Genomic DNA, 19980 nt, shown 5'->3' with positions numbered 1-19980 from the left:
AGTACCACCGCTGGGGCGGATCGAACCGGCGCCCGGTCGACATGCCCGGAACGCTCAGCCGGGGGTCAGGTCCTGGAGGCCCACCACGCGCAGCAGCCGCAGCCGTTGGTAGGAGGAGCCGCCGGGGGGCGGGCGGTGCGGACGACGAGCCGCTGGTCGTGCTCCGGGCTCAGCAGTGTCCCGCAGTCCAGTTCCGGGCGACCTCGTGCCCGGCCCCACAACGCCGCGAACTCCCCGCTTGCGGTGCGCGGTTGGGCCACGGCCGCCGCCCGGGCGGCCCGGTCGCTCCTCGGGCGGGAACGGCTCGCGGGCCGCCGGATCGGTGAAGTACCGCCGGATGACGTTGCGTTCGTCCGCCGGGCAGGCGGACGCGTCGCCGGTGAGGCGGTTCCTCCTTGGCCAGATGGAAGAGGTGGTCCCGCTCGTCACGGGTCAGCCGCAGCGCCCGGGCGACGGCGGCCGGCATCTGACGGGACGGGTGGGAGCCCCTGGCCTGCTCGAGCCGCGTGCAGTGGTCGGTGGACATGCCGGCGAGCCGCGCCACCTCCTCGCGGCGCAGCCCCGCCGTACGGCGCCGCGGGCCGCGCGGCAGTCCCACCGCGGCGGGGCCCCCGGGGGGTACGGCGGCGGCGCGGGAAGTCGGCCGGTTCGGATCGGTCCACCCGCCCAGCCTGCCCCGGCCCGCCGGGCGCAGCCAGGGACGGCCGGTCCCCGGACGAGGACGTCCCTCCCCGCCGCGGCCCGCGCCGCCGCAGGCTGGAGCCGTCCCCGCCCGGCACCGACGCCGGCACCCTCGACCAGGCCTACGTGCCCCCGGCCCGCCAGGACCCGGCCCCGCGGCGCCGCCGGGCGGCCTGACCGCTCAGGCCGCGGGTGCCGGATAGGTCGGGTACTCCACCCCGGACACGTGCTGCACGACCCGGACGACCTGGCAGGAGTAGCCGAACTCGTTGTCGTACCAGAGGTAGAGGATCGCGTTGTCGCCCTCCACCTTCAGCGCGCCGGCGTCGACGATCGAGGCGTGCCGGGAGCCGATGAAGTCGCTGGAGACCGCGTCGGGGGCGGTGATGAAGTCGATCTGGCGCTTGAGCGGCGAGGTCAGCGACACCTCGCGGAGGTGGTCGAGGACCTCGGCGCGGGTGGTCTCGCGGGCGAGCTGGAGGTTGAGGATCGCTATCGACACGTCCGGCACCGGCACCCGGATCGAGGAGCCGGTGATCGGGGCCTCCAGGCCGGGCAGCGCCTTCGCGACCGCCGAGGCGGCGCCGGTCTCGGTGATCACCATGTTCAGCGGCGCGGACCGGCCCCGCCGGTCGGACTTGTGGTAGTTGTCCAGCAGGTTCTGGTCGTTGGTGAACGAGTGCACGGTCTCCACGTGCCCGCGCAGCACGCCGTACTCGTCGGCCATCGCCTTCAGCGGCGGCACGATCGCGTTGGTGGTGCAGGAGGCGCAGGAGATGATCTGCTCGTCCGGCTTGACGGTGTCGTGGTTGACGCCGTGCACGACGTTGGGGACGTCGCCCTTGCCGGGCGCGGTCAGCACCACCTTGTCGATACCGGGGCGCAGGTGCTGCGAGAGGCCCTCGCGGTCCCGCCAGCGGCCGGTGTTGTCGATCAGGATGGCGTTCTCGATGCCGTACGCGGTGTAGTCGACGGTCGTCGGATCGGCGGCGTGGATCACCTTGATCGCGTTGCCGTTGGCGACGATCGTGCTGTTCGCCTCGTCGACGGTGATGGTGCCCTGGAACTGGCCGTGGATGGAGTCCCGGCGCAGCAGTGAGGCCCGCTTGACCAGGTCGCCGTCGCCGCTGTCGCGGACCACGACGGCGCGCAGCCGCAGTCCGTTGCCGGAGCCGGCCTTCTCGATCAGCAGCCGGGCCAGCAGCCGGCCGATGCGGCCGAAACCGTACAGGACCACGTCCCGCGGCTCACGCCGGTCGATCTTGTTGGCGCCGGTGGCCCCGGCGACGGCCCCGGCGGTGAACTCCGCCACCGACAGGCCCCGGTCGTCGGCCCTGTAGGTCGCGGCGAGCATGCCGATGTCGATCTGGGACGGGCCGAGGTCGAGCGCGGTGAGCGCCGTCAGGAAGGGCAGCGTCTCGGTCACGGACAGCTCGGCGCCGGCGATCTGCCGGGCGAAGCGGTGCGTCTTCAGGATGCTGACCACCGACTTGTTCACCAGGGAACGGCTGTGCAGCAGGACCGTCACGTCCCGCTCCCGGTGCAGCTTCCCGATGATCGGGATCATCGATTCCGCGATCTCCTCGCGGTTCTTCCAGTCGGTGAACGAGTCGTCGTTGACAGTCAAGGTTCCATCTTTCGAGCTAGGCGGCGCTCATATGTTAACCACACGGACCCGGATGATCGATCAAGTGGGGGTAAGTGTGATCGAATGAGCACCGCCGGGCCCGTCGGCCCGGCCCGCGCTACCCCGCCAGCCAGGCCAGCGCACCCACCGTCAGCGCCCGCACACCGGTGTCCAGGGTGGGCTGCGGGGCGGGGGCGAACCGCGGGCTGTGGTTGGACGGGATGTCCTGCCGGACCGTGCCCCGGTGCTCGGCCTGGGCGTAGGTCTCCGGCGGGATGCCGCCGATGCCCCAGTAGGTGTACGGCACGCCGAACGCGTCCGGGATCTCGCTCAGGTCCTCGCTGGCGGTCTGGAGGTCGACGGTGTGAAGGTCGGTGCCGAAGTGGCCGGCGAAGGCGCGGGTGACGGTGTCGGTCGCCCCCTCGTCGTTGACGGTGGGCGGGAATGAGCGCAGGTGCTCGATCTCCGGCTCCTTCGGCGCCCCGGACGCCTGCGCCTCGGCGCGCACGATCCGCTCGATCGCGGCCAGCACCTGCCGCCGCACGGCCTCGTCGTACGTGCGGACGTTGAGCTGGAGAACGGCGTGGTCGGGGATGATGTTCGGCCCGGTGCCGGCCTGGATGCTGCCCACCGTGACGACGACGGGCGTGGTGGCGCCGGTCTCCCGGGAGACCACCGTCTGGAGCCGGACCACGCACATCGCCGCCATGACCACCGGGTCGACACCGGTCTGCGGGGCCGAGCCGTGCCCGCCCCGCCCGTGCAGGGTGACCCGCAGGTTGTCGGCGGCGGAGAGGAAGGACCCCGGGCGGGTGCCGACGTAACCGGCCGGATACGGCAGCACGTGCTGGGCGAGCACCACGTCGGGACGCGGCACCTTGTCCGTCAGGCCGTCGTCGAGCATCGCCCGGGCCCCGTCGCCGTTCTCCTCCGAGGGCTGGAACAGCACGACCAGCGTGCCCTGCCAGCTGCCGTCCGGCGCCGCCGCCATCAGCCGGGCGAAGCCGACCATGCAGGCCACGTGCACGTCGTGTCCGCAGGCGTGCATCACCGGCCGCTCGTGCCCGTCCGCGTCCTTCGCGGTGGCGGCCGACGCGTACGGCAGCCCGGTCGCCTCCCGCACCGGCAGGGCGTCCATGTCCGCGCGCAGCAGCACCGTCGGACCGGTGCCGCGGGTGAGCACCCCGGTCACCCCGGTCCCGCCGAGCCCCTCGGTCACCTCGTAGCCGCAGCCGCGCAGCGCCTCGGCCGCCTTCTTCGCGGTGCGGTGCTCCTGGAAGCCCAGCTCGGGGTGGGCGTGCAGGTCGCGGTACAGGTCCTCCACGTCGGACCGGATGTCGTGCAGCCCGGACAACACGGCCTGCGCTGCCGTCTCGACGGTCATGGCGATGCCTCCGCTCAAGTGATCTTCGAGCGTCAGCGAAACATCCCGGCGGCCGGGCCGCAACAGCCGCGGCCGGGCCGCGCGCTACCGGACCGGCGGCGGTCCGCTGCTGCGCCGGACCACCAGCTCGGCCGGGACCCGCGCGTCCGACGGCGCCGGCTCGGCGCCGTCGATCCGGTCCAGCAGCAGCCGCAGCGCCCGGGTGCCGATCTCCGCGAAGTCGGTGCGCACCGTGGTCAGCGGCGGCAGGAAGTGCGCCGCCTCCGGGATGTCGTCGTAACCCACCACGCTGACCTCGCCGGGGACCGGCCGCCCGGCCTCGTGCAGCGCGTGCAGGACACCCAGCGCCATCTGGTCGTTGGAGACGAACACGGCCGTCAGCGCGGTCCGCCGCGCCAGCCGCCGGCCCAGTTCGTACCCGGCGTCCGCGCTCCAGTCGCCGACCAGCGGATCCGGCACCTCGGCCGCGGCCGCCACCAGGGCCGCCCGCCAGGCGGCCAGCCGCAGATCGGCGGAGGTCCAGCCGGCCGGTCCCGCGATGTGGTGGACGGTGCGGTGGCCCAGGGACAGCAGGTGCCCGGTGGCCTCGCGGGCCCCGCCGCCGGCATCACCGACGACGGCCGGGGTGTCGTCCAGCACCACCAGGGGGGTGGCCAGACCGGTCGCCGCCAGTGCCGGGCCCACCCAGCGCTGCGGCGCGATGGCGATCACCCCGTCCGCACCCTCGGCCGACAGCCGGTCCACCGCCTCCACCACCGTGTCCCGGTCGGCGGTGTCCAGGGCGATGGAGCTGACCAGGTAACCGGCCTTCTGCCCCGCCGTGTCGACGGCGGCCAGGATCGCGGCCGGCCCGTAGCGCGCGGCGTCGAACGAGATGACCCCGAGCATCCGGGTCCGCCCGCTGGCCAGCGACCGCGCGCTGCGGCTGGGGCGGTAGCCGAGCTCCCGCATGGCCTCGCGGACCGCCTCCCGGGTCTCGGGGCGGACGGCGGGATGCTCGTTGAGCACCCGGGAGACCGTCTGCTTGGAGACGCCCGCGCGGCGCGCCACGTCGTCCATCACCGGGCGCGCTCCGGCGAAGCCCCGCCGGCTGCGCCGCGCGGGGCCCTGGGGCGCGCTGGGGCTCATGTCCGCTCCGTTCCTCCGCGCCGGACGGGCGGTACGGCACACCCGCCCCACCCGGCAGAGGCCCAGCATAGGCCGGTCAGACCTGGACCGGCCCCAGGTCCGGGGCGTCGGTGAAGCGGGCGCGGGCGGCGGCCGTGCCGTGCAGTTCCAGCACCACCAGGTCGTTGCCGCCCGGCCGCAGCACCGGCGCGGGGACGTACAGCGTGTGCTGCGGGCCCCGGTTCCAGTACCGGCCGAGGGCGAAGCCGTTGACCCACGCCTGCCCCTTGGTCCAGCCGGGCAGCGACAGGAAGGTGTCGGCGGGCTCCGCCACCTCGAACGTGCCCCGGTGGTACGCCGGTACGGCGGCGGAACCCGCCGGTGCGGGGGCGAATGCCGCCGGGTCCGGGACGCCCGCCGGCACCGGACGGCACGCCCAGCCGCGCAGCGCCCTCCCGTCGAAGGAGACCGGGCCGAGCAGGCCCTTGGGGTCGCCGATGTGCGGCCCGTAGTTGACCCCGCCCAGGTCCTCGACCAGGACGTCCAGCACGGCGCCGGGGCGCGGGACGCGCACCGCCAGCGTCTCCTCGTTCCGCTCGCGTTCCAGTACCCCCGCCGGGGCGCCGTCGACGAAGACCTGGGCCCGGTCGCCGACCCCGCCCGGGAAGCCGAGCAGTCCGGCACCGGCGGTCGGCACGGTGGTGCGGTACAGCACCAGGCCGGACGCCTGCCCCAGCTCGTGCGCCGGCCGCGGGTCGTCGTCGAGGGCCGCCGGGTCCGCGGCCAGTGTGTACGGCAGCAGTGGCGCCCACTGGTCCAGCTCGGCGTCCGTCAGCGGCAGTTTGGGGCTCGCGGCCGGGACCGGCTCGTCCGGCACCGGGGCGTGCCGGGCGATGACCTCGCGAAAGGCGTGGTACTTCGGCCCGGGGTCGCCCGACTCGGTGAGCGGGGCGTCGTAGTCGTAGGACGTGACGGTGGGGGCGTAGGCGTGGTGGTGGTTGGCGCCGTTGGTGCGGCCGAAGTTGGTGCCGCCGTGGAACATGTACAGGTTCACCGACGCCCCCGCCGACAGCAGCCGGTCCAGGTCGGCGGCGGCGTCGGCGGTGTCCCGCACGTGGTGCGGCCCGCCCCAGTGGTCGAACCAGCCGATCCAGAACTCGGTGCACATCAGCGGGCCCTGGCTCCGGTGCGCGCGGAGCCTGCCGAGCGACTGCTCGATCCGGCTGCCGAAGGTGCCGGTGGCCAGGACGCCGGGCAGGCTGCCGGCGGCCAGGTGCGCCGGGTCGGCCTGGTCGCAGGTGAACAGCAGCTCCTCGACGCCGCGCGCCCGCAGCCCCTCGGCGAGGTGCTTCAGATACGCGGTGTCGTCGCCGTACGCCCCGTACTCGTTCTCCACCTGGACGGCGATCACCGGCCCGCCGGAGGCGGCGAGGTGCGGCAGCAGCGGGGGCAGCAGCAGGTCGAGATAGCGGTCCACGGCGCCGGTGAACCGGGGGTCGCTGCTGCGCAGCCGGATGTCCCGGTCGGCGGTGAGCCACCCGGGCAGCCCGCCGCCGTCCCACTCGGCGCAGATGTACGGGCCGGGCCGCAGCAGCACCCGCAGCCCCGCCGCGCCGGCCAGTCGCAAGAAGTGCGGCAGGTCGAGGATGCCGTCGAGGTCGAGCGGGCCCTCGGGGTCCGGCTGGTGGAGGTTCCACGGGACGTACGTCTCCACCGTGTTGAGCCCCATCAGCCGGGCCTTGCGCAGCCGGTCGGCCCACTGTCCGGGATGGACCCGGAAGTAGTGCAGCGCGCCGGAGATGACGCGGAACGGCTCGCCGTTCAGCAGGAATCCGTCGGACGTCGTCGTCAGGGCGGGCATACGGGAGTTCCCTTCGAGGGAGCGGGACGCCGCTCGGGACGGTGCGGTGTTACCGGTAACATCACACCGTGCGGCCGGCCCCGGGTCAACCCCCGGTGCCGCCCCTCGGCGAGCCGGGCGCCGCCGTCTCGCCCGCCGGGCAGGATTGCCGCGCCCGGCACCGGGTACGCGAGGCGGGACCGCGCCCGTGCCGATCATCGCGAGTCATCGCGAGAGCGGGCGGCACGACCGCAGCTACCAGGGAACTGCCATGGAGACACCTGCGAACGACAACATCGCCACCCCCGCGCAGCGGGCACTGGACACCCTCACCGAGAACACCGCGGACACGGCGGCGCTCGACACGCTGGCGGGCAGCGAGGTGCTGGTGCCGGTGCCGGACGACGCGGGCGACGACGACGCCGCGAGCGCGTCCTCACTGGCGCTGCCGGTGCTGGAACAGTCGGGCGGCGGGCAGGTGGTGCCCGTCTTCACCTCGGAACTGGAGATGGCCGACCTGCTGCCGTTCGTCTCCCGCTACCGCCTGGTGCCGCTCGGCGCGCTCGCCGCGCAGTGGCCGGCCGACGACCTGTCGCTGTCCATCGACGCCGGCTCCGAACACCGGCTCACCCTCACCTCGGACGGTGTCCGGACGCTGCTCGCCAGGCCCTAGCTAGCCGTCCTCGCCGTCCTCGCCGAGCAGCCGGGCCAGCACGGCCCGCTGCAACGGCAGTGTCTCGGTGTGCAGGTCGCGGCCCCTGGGGGTGAGCGCCACCCAGACGCCGCGCCGGTCCTCCAGGCAGACGGTGCGCCGCACCAGGCCGTCCCGCTCCAGCCGGGCGATCAGCCGGGACAGCGCGCTCTGGCTGAGATGGACCCGGCCGGCCAGGTTCTGCACCCGGCAGTGACCGTGCTCCTCGGGCGCGGCGGCGGCGAGGAGGTCGAGCACCTCGAAGTCGCTGGCGCCGAGCCCGTACGGGTGCAGCACCCGGTCGATCTCACAGAACGTGCGCGCGTGCAGCGAGAGGATCTCCCGCCACCGGTCCTCCAGCCGCACGCCGGCCGTCTTCGCTGCCATATCCGCATGGTAGTCCCGCCGCGGCCGCCACTCGTCGGCCCGGCCCCGTCCGCCCGGAGTCGCGCATCGCCGGACAGCGGGCCCGCGGCTGCGGGACAGTGGGGAGCGACGGCAAGGCCGTCCCCGGTGGAGGGAGGGACACGATGCTGAGGCGTCCCGTCGACGGCACGCGCCTGGACATCCTGGAGTGGCTGAAGGACCCGGCCGCGCACTTCCCGCCGCCCCGCGCACCCGCCGGCTTCGCCGCCCACGGCGTGGACGCGGACGCCGTCGCCGCCCGGCTCGGCGTCCCCCGCCGGGTCGCCGAGACCCACCTCGCCCTGCTCGCCGCCGTCGGCCTGCTCCGCGTCAGCAGGGTGCGCGGACGGACGTACTACCGGCGCGACGAGGTCCGTATCGCCGAAGTCGCCCGCATGTTCGAAAAGGGCTGGTAGCCGGGCTGGCAGCGGCGGCCCGGCGTTAGGCTGGGCACCGGCCGCGCCCGCGCGGCGCGGCGGAGGGGCCCGCCGTACCCGAACCGCGGCACCGCCGCCGCCAACGGTCCCTGCTTGCGCACGAAGGCATCCCATGCCGGCGAGTAGGAGACGCACCACCCGATGAGCACCGACCGCCCTGCCGAGCCGCCCCCGGCCCGGGGTCAGGCACCCGTCGTCGCCGCTGTCGCACTGGGCGGAGGCGCGGGCGCCGCCGCCCGCTACGCGGCCGCCCTGTGCTGGCCCACCGGGCCCGGCGGCTTCCCCTGGACCGTCTTCTGGGTCAACGTGGCCGGCTGCGCCGTGATCGGCGCGTTCATGACCCTCACCGACGGATGGCCGGTCCACCGCCTGCTGCGCCCCTTCTTCGGCACCGGGGTGCTCGGCGGCTTCACCACCTTCTCGACGTTCGCCGTCGACTTCCAGCGGCTGACCGCGGCCGGGCACCTGACCACCGGCCTGGCCTACCTCGCCGCCACCCCGCTCGCCGCGCTCGCCGCGGTCTGGGCGGCCGCCGCCGGCACCCGCCGGGTCCTGACCGGCGGGCGGCCGTCGTGAACTGGCTGCTCGTCGTCGTGGGCGCCATGATCGGCGCCCCGGTCCGCTACCTCACCGACCGCGCGGTCCGCGCCCGCTGCGGCCCGGCCTTCCCCTGGGGCATCCTGCTGGTCAACGTCGCCGGCTCGCTGATCCTCGGCCTGCTCACCGGCGCGGCGGTCGCGGGCGCGGCCGGCTCCCGCCTGCAACTGATGCTCGGCACCGGCCTGTGCGGCGCACTGACCACGTACTCGACCTTCTCGTACGACACGCTGCGGCTGGCCGGGACGGGCGCCGGCCGGGCCGCCGCCGGCAATGTGCTGCTCAGCGTGGCGGCCGGCGTCGGCGCGGCGTTCGCGGGCGTGGCTCTGGGCGAGGTTCTCCGGGGCTGACCCGACGTGGCCCCGGGACAGCCGGAGGGGCTTCGGAGGTCGGCCCGTGCCCGCCGCCCCCCGCCCCGTACTCACCGGGCGGCGCGCAGCGGCTCCCCGACGCTCCGCATGTGCCGCAGCGCCTCCCGGTGCGAGGCGAGCAGTCCCGTCTGGTGGTAGGGGACGCCCAGTTCGGCGCAGTACCGCTCGGTGATCCGCTGGGCCCGGGCCAGCGCGGGAGTGGGCATGCTGGGGAAGAGGTGGTGCTCGATCTGGTAGTTGAGGCCGCCCATCAGCGCGTCGATGAACGCGCCGCCGCGCACATTGCGGGAGGTGAGCACCTGGCGGCGCAGGAAGTCCAGCCGGGTGCCCTCCTCGATCATCGGCATGCCCTTGTGGTTGGGCGCGAACACCGAACCCAGGTAGATCCCGAACAGCCCCTGGTGAACGGCGACGAAGACGAGCGCCTTGCCGGGGGAGAGGACCGTGAACAGCCCGCCGAAGTACACCGCGAAGTGCCCGGCCAGCAGCGCGCCCTCCAGCACCGGCCGCTTCACGGCCGGGCCGCGCAGCGCCTTGACACTGTTGAAACTCAGGTTGAGACCTTCGAGCGTCAGCAACGGGAAGAAAAGCACCGCCTGGTGCTTTCCGACGAATCGCGCGATTCCCACCGCCGCGCGCGCCTGCCGCCGTGACCAGACCAGAATGTCCGGCGAGACGTCCGGGTCCTTCTCCTCGTGATTCGGATTGGCGTGATGACGCGTGTGCTTGTTCATCCACCAGCCGTAACTCATGCCCAGCAGCAGATTCGCGGTCAGCAGGCCGCCGGCCTCACTGGGGCGCCGGCGGGAGAACACCTGGCGGTGCGCGAGGTCGTGGGCGGCCAGGGCGAGCTGGCCGAAGACGACCGCGAGCGCCACGGCCACGAACAGCTGGCCCCAGCTGTCGCCCAGCGCGAGGAACGCCGCCACGCCCCCCGCGAGCGCGGTTCCCACCGCCCCGAAACGTATCGAGTAATACAGCGGGCGGCGCCGCAGCAGCCCCGCCTCGGTGATCCGGCGGGAGAGTTCGGAGAAGTCGCTGCCCCTCTCCCGCTCCCCGCGGGATGCGCGTATGGACGTCTGATCGGCGAGCACCGTTGGATTGGCCATGCGCTTCAGTATGTGAACGAGGCCCCGGCAGCAGAATGATGTTGGCCCCCGGACCCGCGCGGTGCGCACCCCCGGCCGGGGGTGGGGCTGACACCACCATCGACCACCACTATCGGCCACCGCCATCGGCCACCACCATCGGCGGAGCCGGGAGCACACGGCGGTCACCCGAGGTCTCCCGGGCGGAGGGCGGCACGTCGACTCCCGGCCACCCGGCGCCGACATGCTGCCCGCGTGCTGCCCGTCGTCCGCTCCGCCGACCTCCGCCGCTGCCGGCTGCTCGGCCTGGCCGGCACCGCCGCCCTCGCGGCGGGCGGTGAGACGGCCGGTGCCCTGCCCGTGCGCGAGCTGCTCGCCCCCGCCGCCGGCCGCGCCGCCCTCGGCCTGGTCGCCGTCTACTTCGGCATCGTCCTGCTGATCGCGGCCTGGGCGCTGCTCGGCCGCCAGGTGCGCGGCCCCGAGCCGCCGACGCCACGCGCCCTGCTGCTGACCCTGGCGCTCTGGTCGGCGCCGCTGCTGCTCGCCCCGCCGCTGTTCAGCCGGGACGTCTACAGCTACCTCGCGCAGGGCGCCATGGCGGACGCAGGCATCGATGTGTACACCCACGGCCCGGCCCGGCTCGGCGGACCACTGGCCGACGAGGTGGCGCCGCTGTGGCAGCACACCGGTGCCCCGTACGGCCCGGTGTTCATCGGCGTCTCGGCCCTGCTGTCCGCACTGACCCGCGGCGAACTCCCGGCGGGCGTGGTCGGGATGCGGCTGGTCGCGCTGGCCGGGGTCGCGGTGATGGCGCTCGCGCTGGCCCGCCTGGCCCGGTACAGCGGCGCCGACCCGGCCGCCGCGCTGTGGCTCGGCGCGCTCAACCCGCTGGTCCTGCTGCACCTGGTGGCCGGCGCCCACAACGACGCCGTGATGCTCGCACTGCTCGGCGCCGGACTGGCCGCCGCGCTGGGCCGTTGGCCGGCCGCCGGGGCCGCGCTGGTCACCCTCGCCGCCCTGGTCAAGGCACCCGCCGCGGTCGGCCTCGGCGCCGTCGTCGTGCTCCAGGTCCGCGCCGGACGCCGTCCGGTCCGGGCACTGCTGACGACCGTCCTCACGGCCGTGGTCACCACCGTCGCCGCCACGGCCGCCACCGGCACCGGATACGGCTGGGCGGCCGCCCTCGACACCCCTGTCTCGACCGGCAACTGGGCCCTGACCAGCCTCCTGGGCGGCGCCACCCGCACCCTGCTGGAGCGCCTCGGCAGCGGCCTCGCCCACCTGGCCGTGCCCGCCTGGCACACCCTGGGCCTGGTCTGCGCCGCCGTCGCCGTCCTCCTGGTCTGGGTCCGGCTGCGGCACCGCCCGGTGTACGCCGTCGGCCTCAGCCTCGCCGCCGTCGCCGCCCTCGGCCCGGCGATCCGCCCCTGGTACGCACTGTGGGGCCTCTACCTGATCGCCGCCGCCGCGCCCACCGCCGTACGCCACCGCGCGGCGGCCGTGACCGGCGTGCTGGCCCTCGCCACGCTGCCCGGCGGCGGCCCGGCGGACACCGGACAGCTGGCCCTGGCGGTCTGCGGCGGTGTGCTCGCCGCGATCGTGCTGTGGCAGGCCCACCAGTTCCAGCAGGCCCGCCCGGCACCGGCGCTGGACCCGGTCGCATGAGGCGGCCGTCCACCGACCGCGGCCGGCTGCTGCTGATCCTGGCCCTGGCCACCGCCGTGACCGTCTTCACCGCCACCGTGCCCCTGCTGCGCGACTGGTTCGACCTGCGCGTCTACCACGGCACCGTCGACAGCTGGCGCCACCACGGCGGCCGGATCTACGACTACCGGGTGCCCGGCACGGCGTACGGCTTCACCTACCCGCCGTTCGCGGCCCTCGCCATGCTGCCGATGGCCCTGCTCGGCCTGCCCGCCACCGTCGCGGTCTGCCTGCTGCTGGACCTGATCGCCCTCGCGGTGGTCCTGCGGGTCCTGGCGGCGGGCGCCCGGTGGCGTCCGGGCGTCTACGGCTGGGCGCTGACCGGCTGTCTGCTGGCCCTGTTCGAACCGCTGCGCGACACCGTCAGCTTCGGCCAGGTCAACCTGGTGCTGCTGGCCCTGGTGCTGGCCGACGCGCGGCTGCTGGCCACCGGGCGCGGCCGGTGGGCGGGCGTCGGCATCGGACTGGCCGCGGCCGTCAAGCTCACGCCCGTCCTCTTCATCGGCCTGCTGCTGCTCGCCCGGCGGTGGCGGGCGGCCGGGACCGCGACGGCGGTGGCCGCCGGGGCGACCGCGCTGGCCGCCTGGGCGGTGCCGGACGCCTCGCGCTTCTACTGGACCGAGGCGCTGTGGGACACCAGCCGGGTCGGCCGTCTCGCCTATGTCTCCAACCAGTCCCTGCAAGGGGTGCTGGCCAGACTGGGCGAACCGGACCGGGCGGTGTGGGCGGCGGCGGTGCTGCCGGTGCTGGCGGTGTGGGCGTGGCGGACCCGGCGGGCGGTCGCCCTGGGGGACTGGCCGGCCGGCTTCGCCCTGACCGGACTGGCCGCGTGCCTGGTCAGCCCGGTCACCTGGGTGCACCACCTGGTGTGGCTGCTGCCGGCCCTCGCGGTTCTGCTGCGCACCGGGCACCCGCGGGTCGCGGGCGCCCTGTACGCGGTGCTGTGCACCAGCGTGGTGTGGCTGTGGACCGACGACGCCTCGGGTCCGGACGGTTTCCTCGGCGCGAACACCTACGTCTGGATCACCCTCGGCCTGCTGCTGGCGCTGCCGGCCGGTCACTCCTCGTCGGACCGGCCCGCCACCCGCCGCAGCACGAGCAGCACGGCCCCGCCGCCCAGTCCGGCCGCGCCGGTGATCGCCCAGGTCTCCGCCCAGCCCGGCCCGTCCTCGGCCGGTGCCGCCGCCGCGACCGGTTCGGCCGACGAGGCCGGCCCCGGCCGCGACCGCGCGCGGGGAGCGTCCAGCGAGCCGACCGGATCGACCCGGCCGGCCGACGCGAACCCCCAGTCCAGCAGCGAGCGGGCCTCCTCGTACACGGTGAAGGCGCCGCCGTCCTGAGGGTTCAGCACCGTCACCACCAGGGTCCGCCCGCCCTGCCGGGCGGCGGCCACCAGGGTGTGCCCGGCGCCGCTGGTGTAACCGTTCTTGACACCGACCAGCCCCGGGTAGGCGGCGACCCCGTCCGCGCCGGTCAGCAGCCGGTTGGTGTTCTCGATCGGGTACGTGTCCCCGCCGCCGCCCGGGAACAGCGCCGCGGCCCGGGCGCAGTACCGGGCGAACTCCGGGTTGCGCAGCCCGGCCCGGCCGAACACCGCGAGGTCGAAGGCGGACGACACCTGGCCCGGCGCGTCGTAGCCGTCGGGCGACCGCACGTGGGTGTCGCGGGCGCCCAGCGCGCGGGCCTTGGCCTGCATCCGGGTGGCCGCCTCGCGCCAGCCGCCGCCGAGCGCGGCCAGTACGTGCACGGCGTCGTTGCCGGAGTTGAGGAACACTCCGTTCCACAGGTCGGCGACCCGGTAGGTGCGGCCCTCGGCGACCCCGACCAGACTGCTGCCCGGACCGACCTCGGCCAGTTCCTCGGGCCGCACCTCGTGCTGGATGCCGCCGGGCAGCACCGGCAGCATGGTGAGGGCGAACAGCGTCTTGAGGGTGCTGGCGGGCGGCAGCGCGCGGTGCGCGTCGTGCGCGGCCAGCACCGCGCCGCTGCCGGCGTCGGCCACCACCCAGGACAGGGCGGACACATCGGGGAGTTCCGGCGCCCCGGGACGCGGCCGGACCTGGGTGCCGGCGCGGTACAGCAGGGCCGGCTCCGGGGCCGCCGCGCGCGCTCCGGGATACGGGCCGGGGTCCGGTGGCCTGGTGCGGACCGCCGCCGCGGCGGGCGCCAGGGCCAGCAGCCCCGTCGCGCACAGTGCGCAGCCGGACAGAACCAACCGGGAAGAGAATCCGATAGTCATACCGCAAACGTAGGAATGTGGGCGCCAGGCGCCACATCGTGAGGGCCGAGTGGCGGGGACCGGCACCCGGATGCCGCACGCCCGGCCGGCGACGGCCCGTCAGCCGGTGGGCAGCGTCGGCTGGATGCGGCGCAGGAACGTGGCGTTGTCCGGCGTCGCGCGCATGCGCTCCAGGAGCGTCTCCAGGCTGCCGTGCCCGTCCCGGCTGCGCAGCGCCCGCCGCAGTCCGGTCACGGCCGTCAACTCGCCGGGGGTCAGCAGCAGTTCCTCGCGCCGGGTGCCGGAGGCGTCGACGTCCACGGCCGGGAAGAGGCGGTGGGAGGCGGGCTCGCGGCTCAGCCGCAGTTCCATGTTGCCGGTGCTCTTGAGCTCCTCGAAGAAGAACTCGTCGGCCCGCGAGCCGGTCTCCACCAGCGCGGTGGCCAGGATGGTGAGCGAGCCGCCCTCCTCGGCCTGCCGGGCGGCGCCGAAGAACCGCTTCGGGCCGGTCAGCGAGCCCGCGTCGACCCCGCCGCTGAGGGTGCGGCCGCCGGGACCGGCGGCGTTGTTGTGCGCCCGGCACAGCCGGGTCAGCGAGTCGAGCAGGACGACCACGTCCTCACCGGCCTCGACCAGCCGCTTGGCCCGTTCGATCACCAGGTCGGCCAGCGCGATGTGCTGCTTGGGCGTCCGGTCGAAGGTGGAGGCGTACACCTCGCCGCGCACCGAGCGCCGCATGTCGGTGACCTCCTCGGGCCGCTCGTCGAGCAGCAGGACCATCAGCCGGACGTCGGGGTGGTTGCCGGTCACGGCGGCCGCGAGCTGCTGGAGCAGGACCGTCTTGCCGGTCTTCGGCGGCGCCACGAGGAGGCCGCGCTGACCCTTGCCGACCGGGGCGAGCAGGTCGACGACGCGTCCGGCGAGGCCCGCCGCCGGGTGCTCCAGGCGCAGCCGCCGGTGCGGGTGGAGCGGCGTCAGGTCGCCGAAGCGCCGCCGCGCGCCGGGCCGCTCGGGGGCGCGGCCGTTGACCCGGACCACGTCGGTCAGGGTGCGCCGGTCGCCGCGGACGCCTTCGACGAGATCGCCCTTGCGCAGGCCGTGCCGGCGGATCAGCGCGGCGGAGAGCTGCGGGTCCGCGGCCGTGGGCAGCAGACCGGCGGTGCGCAGGTGGCCCTTGCCGCCCGCGTCGAGGTCGAGGACGCCGCCGAGGGTCTCGGCCGGCCCCTGCTGGACGGGAGGGTGTTCGAGTGTGGTGGTCATGAGGGAGGGTCCTTTCGAGGACGGCGAGCGAACGAGACGCGTGGGGAAGGGGGAGAGAGGCCGTGCGGGCAGGCGGTGAGACGTGCCTGCGGACGGCGGGGGAACAGCACCTCGGCGACAGCGGGAGAACCCGCTCGCGGGGTGGTGTGAGGAAAACCGACGCCCCGACCGGATCGGACGGGCGGTTCGGTGAACCGGGATGAGAACGGCACCGGCGTCCCAAGAAGGGGACGTGCACGTGTGCTAACCAGACTGTACCACGACCGGCGAGCGGCCCGGCCGCCACCGCTGCCGCTACGCTGACCCGATGTCCCGCCCCGAGGCTCCCACCCTGCGCGAACTCGCCGTCCAGGCACTGTCGTCGGTCGAGCACGGCTACGACCTGCTGGCCCCGAAGTTCGACCACACCCCGTACCGCACCCCGCGACCGGTGCTGGACGCCGTGACCGCCGCGCTGCTGCCGCTCGGCCCGTTCGACGCGGGCCTGGACCTGTGCTGCGGCACCGGCGCGGGCCTGGACGTGCTGGCCCGGGTGTGCCGGACGAGCGTCACGGGCGTCGACTTCAGCGCGGGCATGCTGGAGGTCGCCCGGCGGCCCGCCCGCCCCGCCGGACCGGCCCGCTCCTGGGTCCGCGCCGACGCCCGCGCGCTGCCCTTCACCGCGGCGTTCGACCTGGTGGTGAGCTTCGGCGCGTTCGGGCACTTCCTGCCCCGCGAACTGCCGGGACTCTTCGCCCAGGTGTACGCCGCGCTGCGGCCGGGCGGCCGGTTCGCCTTCCCGCTCGGCGCGCCGCCGCGCCCCGGCTCCCGGGCCTACTGGGCGCTGCTCGGCTTCGACACCGCGATGCGGGTGCGCAACGCGGTGTGGCGGCCGCCGTTCGTCATGTACTACCGGACCTTCCGGCTCGGCGACGTGCGCCGGGAGCTGGCGCGGGCCGGTTTCCTGGTCGACCTGCACCCGCTGCCCGGCATCGGGCGGCGGCCCGACGGCGCGCCGCGCGCCCGCCTGGTCACCGCCCGCAAACCCTGACGTCCGTCAGATCCGGCCGCTGAGCCAGCGCACCTTGGCGGCCTGCTGGAACGGCCCGCCGCCCTCGTGGTCGTTGAACTCGTACACCTCGATGTCCTTGTCCTGGTGCGCCCAGGCGTTGAACGCCGCGAACACCGTCGAGGGCGGGCAGGTCAGGTCCTCCAAGGCCGCCGAGAACAGTGCGGGGGCCCGGCCGCGGGCCGCGAAGTGCACCCCGTCGAAGTAGGACAGCGTGCGCCGCACGTCCTCGGCCCGGCCCCGGTGCGTCTTCAGGTACAGGCCGATCTCCCGGTAGGGGTGCCGGTCGGTGATCGTGGTCGCGCGCGGGAAGTCGCACAGGAACGGCACGTCGGGCGCGACCGCCGTCAGGTCCGGCACCAGCCCGCCGACCGCGAGGGTGATGCCGCCGCCCTGGCTGCCGCCGAGCACGACGGTGCGCGCGGCGTCGGTCAGCGGGTGCGAGCGGGCCGCCTCGACCGCGCGCACCGCGTCGGTGAAGACCCGGCGGTAGTAGTAGTTCTCCGGCGCGTCGATGCCCCGGGTCATGAACCCCGGGTAGGCGGGCGCGCCGCCGACCGGGTCGGCCGTGGCGCCCCCGCCGCCCCAGCCGCTGCCCTGGCCGCGGGTGTCCATCACGAAGTGCGCCCGGCCGGTGGCGGCCCACAGCAGGTGCTCGTGCGGCAGGCCGCGCCCACCGCCGTAGCCTATGTACTCGACGATCAGCGGCAGCGGCCGGTCGGCCCCGGCCGGCAGGTTCAGCCAGCCCTTCACCGGGTGTCCGCCGAACCCGGCGAACGTCACGTCGTACGTCCGTACCGCGGTCAGCCCCGTGTCGACCGGCTCGAAGCGGGCGTCCAGGTCGTGTTCGCGGGACTCCTGGAGCGTCTTGCTCCAGAACGCGTCGAAGTCCTCCGGCTCGGGCGACGTACTGCGGTGGTCGCGGAGTTCGTCGAGCGGAAGGTCGAACAGGGCCATCGAGAACCGCCTTGGGGAGAGGGACAGCGCCGGACCGTCCGGATGATCACACCGTACGTGAGTGATCGGAGGACTCGCCAGATCCTGGTCGCAACTCGTAAGGGGGCGGCGTCGGTGTGTGCACCCGGGGCGGTATGTTCTCGCTGGTCAACCGGGTGGCCGGGACGACCGAGGGTCCCGGTGGACGAGCTCGGCCGCGGAAGGTGATCGGATCAGGCGTCGCGGTGCGACCACTGCGGTTCGGTACGGGCCCAGGCGCGGTCCCACTCCGCCAGCCGGCGCCGCAGGGCGACGCGGCGCACCGCGCAGTGCCCGAGCAGGATGGTGGCCGCCGCGCCCGCCGTGGCGCACGCGCCCATGGTGACCGCGTGCCGCCACACCGTGGCGGCGTCGGCCGGCGGGGGCACGCTGCGGCCCCGCGCGTCCAGCCACACGTCGACGGTCTCGCCGCGCCGGGTCTGGGCCGGCAGCCGGGCCGCGGTGGTCCGCGGCGCCTCGCCCGGCTCGGACCAGCGCACCGTCGCCCGGTAGGAGTGCTGTCCGCCGGACTGCACCGACGGCAGTGTCTCGGGGGTCGCGCCGATCACCTCGGCGCGGACCTGGCGGCGCTCGGCCCGCTGCTCGGCGGCGACCGCCCGCGCTTGGCCGTGCGCCCACCAGGCCGTGGCCGCCCCCACCGCCGGGGCGCCGACCAGCAGCAGCACCGCCACCACCAGTACCGTCCACGCCTCGATCACGTCCGACCGGCGCCGCAGCGGATTGCGCCGCCAGCGCCAGCCGCGCACCCGCATTCGCATCTCGTCCTCCTCGCCCCCGCCGCGGCCGCGGGGCCGGACGGCCGGCCGCACGGCTTCCCGGGCCGCCGGTCCCTCCGCGTCGGCCACGCGCACGAGTACCCGCACGGTTCTGGTACCCCGTCCGGCCGCACCCGCGCCACCCCGGCGCCGCTCAGGTGCCCAGGGCGGGCGACGGAAAACGCGGAGGGGGCGTGGGCAGCGGACCGTGAACCGTGGGCAGCGGACCGTGAACCGTGGGCAGCGGACCGTGAACCGGGGGCAGCGGGCCGTGGACCGGGAGCCGCAGGTGCGCCCCACCGCAGTCGCGGTCCCTACAGCGGTACCTACAGCGGGCCCTACCCGAACCGCTCGACGCGGATCCGGTCGACCGGCTGGCCCGCCGCGACCAGCAGCCGCGACGCGTGCTCGGCGAAGGAGTTGGACCCGCACACGTACGCCTCCCAGCCGCCGGCCGGGCGCTCGGCCAGCAGCGGCGCCAAGTGGGCGGCCGTCAGCCGGCCGACCGGCGTCCCGGCCGGTGCGGACCGGGTGAACACCCGCGTCGACTCCGCGCCGTACTCCCGCGCGTAGAGCAGGTCCTCGGGAGCGCGCGCGGACACCACGAGCCGCAGCGGCACCGACAGGTTCCGGGCCCGGTGGTGCCGCACCATCGACATCAGCGGTACGACGCCGGAACCGGCGCCGACCAGCAGCGCGGGCCGGTCGCCCGGCCAGGCGAAGAACCCGCTCAGCGGGCCGCGCACCGCTACCTGGTCACCGGGCCGGGCCACCGTGTGGAACCAGCCGGAGACCTCGCCGTCCGCGACCCGGTCCAGGGTCAGTTCGATGTGCCCCGAGTCGTCCGGCGCGGACGCCAGGGAGTAGTGGCGCTGCGCGGTGTAGCCGTCGGCGGCGGTGAGCCGCAGCAGCAGGTGCTGGCCGGGCAGATGACCGGCCCAGCCCGGCACCGCGAACCGGAAGGTCGCCGCGCGCGGTGTCTCACGGCGGATCTCGGTGAGCGTCGCGGTCTGCCAGCGGGCCGCCACCTGCTCGTCCACGGCGATCCGCCCGGGGACGGCGAACCGGGTGCGCGGCAGGGGAGCCGCCGTCGTCTCAGTCACCGGAGTACCTCTGTTCCTCCCACGGGTTGCCGCGCGGGTGGTAGCCGTTGCCCTCCCAGAAGCCCGGCTCGTCGTGGTCGAGCAGTTCCAGGCCCGCGACCCACTTCACGCTCTTCCAGAAGTACAGGTGCGGCACCACCAGCCGGGCCGGGCCGCCGTGCTCGGCGTCGAGCGGCCGGCCGTCCGACGACCAGGCGATCCAGGCACGCCCGCCGGTCAGGTCGGCCAGCGGGAGGTTCGCCGTGTAGCCGGTGTGCGCGTGGACCACGGCGTGGGTGGCGGCCGGCAGCGGACCGGCCGCCGCCAGGAAGGAGTCCAGGGACACGCCCTCGAAGCGCATCCCGAACTTCGACCAGCCCGTCACACAGTGGATGTCGCCCTCGTACGCCGCCGCGGGCAGCGCGTGCGCCTGCTCCCAGGTCCAGGTGCGGGCCTCGGCGACCAGCCCGCCGACCCGGAAGGACCAGTCGGCGGCCGGCAGGTCGGGCGTGACCTCGGCGGACAGCACCGGCCAGTCGTCGCGCGCGTCGTACTGGCCGGGCGGCAGCCCCGGACGGACGGCGCGGGGGCGTCCGGTGAAGCCTCGGGTGATGTTCATCGCGGTGGTGCCTTTCGGGCCGCTTGGACAGGGCGGCGTGCGAACCGTGGGTCGGAGGTCTCCACGGTAC

The 19980-nt window shown here is 75.0% G+C and carries 18 protein-coding genes and 2 pseudogenes; 7 read left to right on the top strand and 13 right to left on the bottom strand.

Annotated elements, in window-relative coordinates; translation table 11 throughout:
• Nucleotides 1-54: 54 nt before the first annotated feature.
• From AB0G32_RS26675 to AB0G32_RS26655, 5 genes and pseudogenes are all read right to left on the bottom strand, one after another.
• Nucleotides 55-662: pseudogene (locus tag AB0G32_RS26675) on the bottom strand (helix-turn-helix domain-containing protein).
• 200 nt (nt 663-862) lie between these two features.
• Nucleotides 863-2308, bottom strand: coding sequence for a glyceraldehyde-3-phosphate dehydrogenase (locus tag AB0G32_RS26670; protein ID WP_361168281.1), 1446 nt, complete (start codon nt 2306-2308; stop codon nt 863-865).
• Nucleotides 2309-2426: 118 nt separating this feature from the next.
• Nucleotides 2427-3692: an amidohydrolase gene (locus tag AB0G32_RS26665; RefSeq protein ID WP_361168278.1), complete on the bottom strand. Its 1266-nt coding sequence runs from the start codon at nt 3690-3692 to the stop codon at nt 2427-2429.
• 84 nt (nt 3693-3776) lie between these two features.
• A complete protein-coding gene (locus AB0G32_RS26660) occupies nt 3777-4820 on the bottom strand; it encodes a LacI family DNA-binding transcriptional regulator (protein WP_361168275.1) in 1044 nt (347 codons plus the stop codon).
• A gap of 76 nt (nt 4821-4896) precedes the next feature.
• Complete coding sequence (locus tag AB0G32_RS26655) at nt 4897-6660, bottom strand: beta-galactosidase family protein (protein WP_361168272.1); 1764 nt, start codon at nt 6658-6660, stop codon at nt 4897-4899.
• 250 nt (nt 6661-6910) lie between these two features.
• On the opposite strand from AB0G32_RS26655, the gene AB0G32_RS26650 reads away from it, so the two are divergent.
• Nucleotides 6911-7312: an SseB family protein gene (locus AB0G32_RS26650; RefSeq protein WP_361168269.1), complete on the top strand. Its 402-nt coding sequence runs from the start codon at nt 6911-6913 to the stop codon at nt 7310-7312.
• On the opposite strand, the gene AB0G32_RS26645 is transcribed toward AB0G32_RS26650, so the two are convergent.
• Complete coding sequence (locus tag AB0G32_RS26645; RefSeq protein ID WP_361168266.1) at nt 7313-7717, bottom strand: MarR family transcriptional regulator; 405 nt, start codon at nt 7715-7717, stop codon at nt 7313-7315. It abuts the gene before it with no gap.
• A gap of 143 nt (nt 7718-7860) precedes the next feature.
• On the opposite strand from AB0G32_RS26645, the gene AB0G32_RS26640 reads away from it, so the two are divergent.
• The 3 genes from AB0G32_RS26640 (at nt 7861) to crcB (ending at nt 9119) form a co-directional block, all read left to right on the top strand.
• Nucleotides 7861-8151 (top strand): ArsR family transcriptional regulator, encoded by a 291-nt coding sequence (locus tag AB0G32_RS26640; protein WP_361168263.1) that lies wholly within the window; start codon nt 7861-7863, stop codon nt 8149-8151.
• Nucleotides 8152-8313: 162 nt separating this feature from the next.
• The gene (locus AB0G32_RS26635) at nt 8314-8748 is read left to right on the top strand and encodes a CrcB family protein (RefSeq protein WP_361168260.1); all 435 of its coding nucleotides are present in this window, start codon (nt 8314-8316) and stop codon (nt 8746-8748) included.
• On the top strand, nt 8745-9119 hold the full coding sequence (gene crcB, locus AB0G32_RS26630; RefSeq protein WP_361168257.1) for a fluoride efflux transporter CrcB: 375 nt from the start codon (nt 8745-8747) through the stop codon (nt 9117-9119). Before AB0G32_RS26635 ends, crcB begins: the two co-directional genes overlap by 4 nt.
• A gap of 71 nt (nt 9120-9190) precedes the next feature.
• Here the strand turns inward: crcB and AB0G32_RS26625 are convergent, their stop codons facing one another.
• Entirely contained in the window at nt 9191-10249 is a 1059-nt protein-coding gene (locus tag AB0G32_RS26625; RefSeq protein WP_361168254.1) for an acyl-CoA desaturase, read from the bottom strand.
• Nucleotides 10250-10486: 237 nt separating this feature from the next.
• Between AB0G32_RS26625 and mptB the strand changes: the two genes are divergently transcribed.
• Nucleotides 10487-11893: a polyprenol phosphomannose-dependent alpha 1,6 mannosyltransferase MptB gene (mptB, locus tag AB0G32_RS26620; protein ID WP_361168380.1), complete on the top strand. Its 1407-nt coding sequence runs from the start codon at nt 10487-10489 to the stop codon at nt 11891-11893.
• The gene (locus AB0G32_RS26615; protein ID WP_361168251.1) at nt 11890-13272 is read left to right on the top strand and encodes a glycosyltransferase 87 family protein; all 1383 of its coding nucleotides are present in this window, start codon (nt 11890-11892) and stop codon (nt 13270-13272) included. The genes mptB and AB0G32_RS26615 overlap by 4 nt, the downstream gene beginning before the upstream one ends.
• A gap of 11 nt (nt 13273-13283) precedes the next feature.
• Here the strand turns inward: AB0G32_RS26615 and AB0G32_RS26610 are convergent.
• Both AB0G32_RS26610 and rho read right to left on the bottom strand, forming a co-directional pair.
• A pseudogene (locus AB0G32_RS26610) lies at nt 13284-14171 on the bottom strand (D-alanyl-D-alanine carboxypeptidase); the annotation flags it as partial.
• A gap of 99 nt (nt 14172-14270) precedes the next feature.
• Nucleotides 14271-15410, bottom strand: a complete 1140-nt coding sequence (rho, locus tag AB0G32_RS26605; protein ID WP_361168248.1) for a transcription termination factor Rho — start codon at nt 15408-15410, stop codon at nt 14271-14273.
• 307 nt (nt 15411-15717) lie between these two features.
• On the opposite strand from rho, the gene AB0G32_RS26600 reads away from it, so the two are divergent.
• The gene (locus AB0G32_RS26600) at nt 15718-16440 is read left to right on the top strand and encodes a class I SAM-dependent methyltransferase (protein WP_361168245.1); all 723 of its coding nucleotides are present in this window, start codon (nt 15718-15720) and stop codon (nt 16438-16440) included.
• Nucleotides 16441-16446: 6 nt separating this feature from the next.
• Here the strand turns inward: AB0G32_RS26600 and AB0G32_RS26595 are convergent, their stop codons facing one another.
• The 4 genes from AB0G32_RS26595 to AB0G32_RS26580 form a co-directional block, all read right to left on the bottom strand.
• The gene (locus AB0G32_RS26595; RefSeq protein WP_361168242.1) at nt 16447-17415 is read right to left on the bottom strand and encodes an acetylxylan esterase; all 969 of its coding nucleotides are present in this window, start codon (nt 17413-17415) and stop codon (nt 16447-16449) included.
• A gap of 212 nt (nt 17416-17627) precedes the next feature.
• Entirely contained in the window at nt 17628-18212 is a 585-nt protein-coding gene (locus AB0G32_RS26590) for a hypothetical protein (protein ID WP_361168377.1), read from the bottom strand.
• A 335-nt stretch (nt 18213-18547) separates the two neighbouring features.
• Nucleotides 18548-19312, bottom strand: coding sequence for a ferredoxin reductase (locus AB0G32_RS26585; protein ID WP_361168239.1), 765 nt, complete (start codon nt 19310-19312; stop codon nt 18548-18550).
• Nucleotides 19305-19910 (bottom strand): molybdopterin-dependent oxidoreductase, encoded by a 606-nt coding sequence (locus AB0G32_RS26580; RefSeq protein ID WP_361168236.1) that lies wholly within the window; start codon nt 19908-19910, stop codon nt 19305-19307. The genes AB0G32_RS26585 and AB0G32_RS26580 overlap by 8 nt, the downstream gene beginning before the upstream one ends.
• Between the last annotated feature and the right edge of the window lie 70 nt (nt 19911-19980).

Source organism: Streptomyces sp. NPDC023723 (genome assembly GCF_040639815.1).
GTDB lineage: Bacteria > Actinomycetota > Actinomycetes > Streptomycetales > Streptomycetaceae > Streptomyces.
This window is presented reverse-complemented; position numbering and strand designations above follow the sequence as displayed.

Excerpts from the sequence above, each read along its gene's own strand:
- AB0G32_RS26665 (WP_361168278.1), bottom strand. The coding sequence starts at position 3,692 with ATGACCGTCGAGACGGCAGCGCAGGCCGTGTTGTCCGGGCTGCACGAC.
- AB0G32_RS26660 (WP_361168275.1), bottom strand. The coding sequence starts at position 4,820 with ATGAGCCCCAGCGCGCCCCAGGGCCCCGCGCGGCGCAGCCGGCGGGGC.
- AB0G32_RS26655 (WP_361168272.1), bottom strand. The coding sequence starts at position 6,660 with ATGCCCGCCCTGACGACGACGTCCGACGGATTCCTGCTGAACGGCGAG.
- AB0G32_RS26650 (WP_361168269.1), top strand. The coding sequence starts at position 6,911 with ATGGAGACACCTGCGAACGACAACATCGCCACCCCCGCGCAGCGGGCA.
- AB0G32_RS26645 (WP_361168266.1), bottom strand. The coding sequence starts at position 7,717 with ATGGCAGCGAAGACGGCCGGCGTGCGGCTGGAGGACCGGTGGCGGGAG.
- AB0G32_RS26640 (WP_361168263.1), top strand. The coding sequence starts at position 7,861 with ATGCTGAGGCGTCCCGTCGACGGCACGCGCCTGGACATCCTGGAGTGG.
- AB0G32_RS26635 (WP_361168260.1), top strand. The coding sequence starts at position 8,314 with ATGAGCACCGACCGCCCTGCCGAGCCGCCCCCGGCCCGGGGTCAGGCA.
- AB0G32_RS26625 (WP_361168254.1), bottom strand. The coding sequence starts at position 10,249 with ATGGCCAATCCAACGGTGCTCGCCGATCAGACGTCCATACGCGCATCC.
- AB0G32_RS26615 (WP_361168251.1), top strand. The coding sequence starts at position 11,890 with ATGAGGCGGCCGTCCACCGACCGCGGCCGGCTGCTGCTGATCCTGGCC.
- rho (WP_361168248.1), bottom strand. The coding sequence starts at position 15,410 with ATGACCACCACACTCGAACACCCTCCCGTCCAGCAGGGGCCGGCCGAG.
- AB0G32_RS26600 (WP_361168245.1), top strand. The coding sequence starts at position 15,718 with ATGTCCCGCCCCGAGGCTCCCACCCTGCGCGAACTCGCCGTCCAGGCA.
- AB0G32_RS26595 (WP_361168242.1), bottom strand. The coding sequence starts at position 17,415 with ATGGCCCTGTTCGACCTTCCGCTCGACGAACTCCGCGACCACCGCAGT.
- AB0G32_RS26590 (WP_361168377.1), bottom strand. The coding sequence starts at position 18,212 with ATGCGAATGCGGGTGCGCGGCTGGCGCTGGCGGCGCAATCCGCTGCGG.
- AB0G32_RS26580 (WP_361168236.1), bottom strand. The coding sequence starts at position 19,910 with ATGAACATCACCCGAGGCTTCACCGGACGCCCCCGCGCCGTCCGTCCG.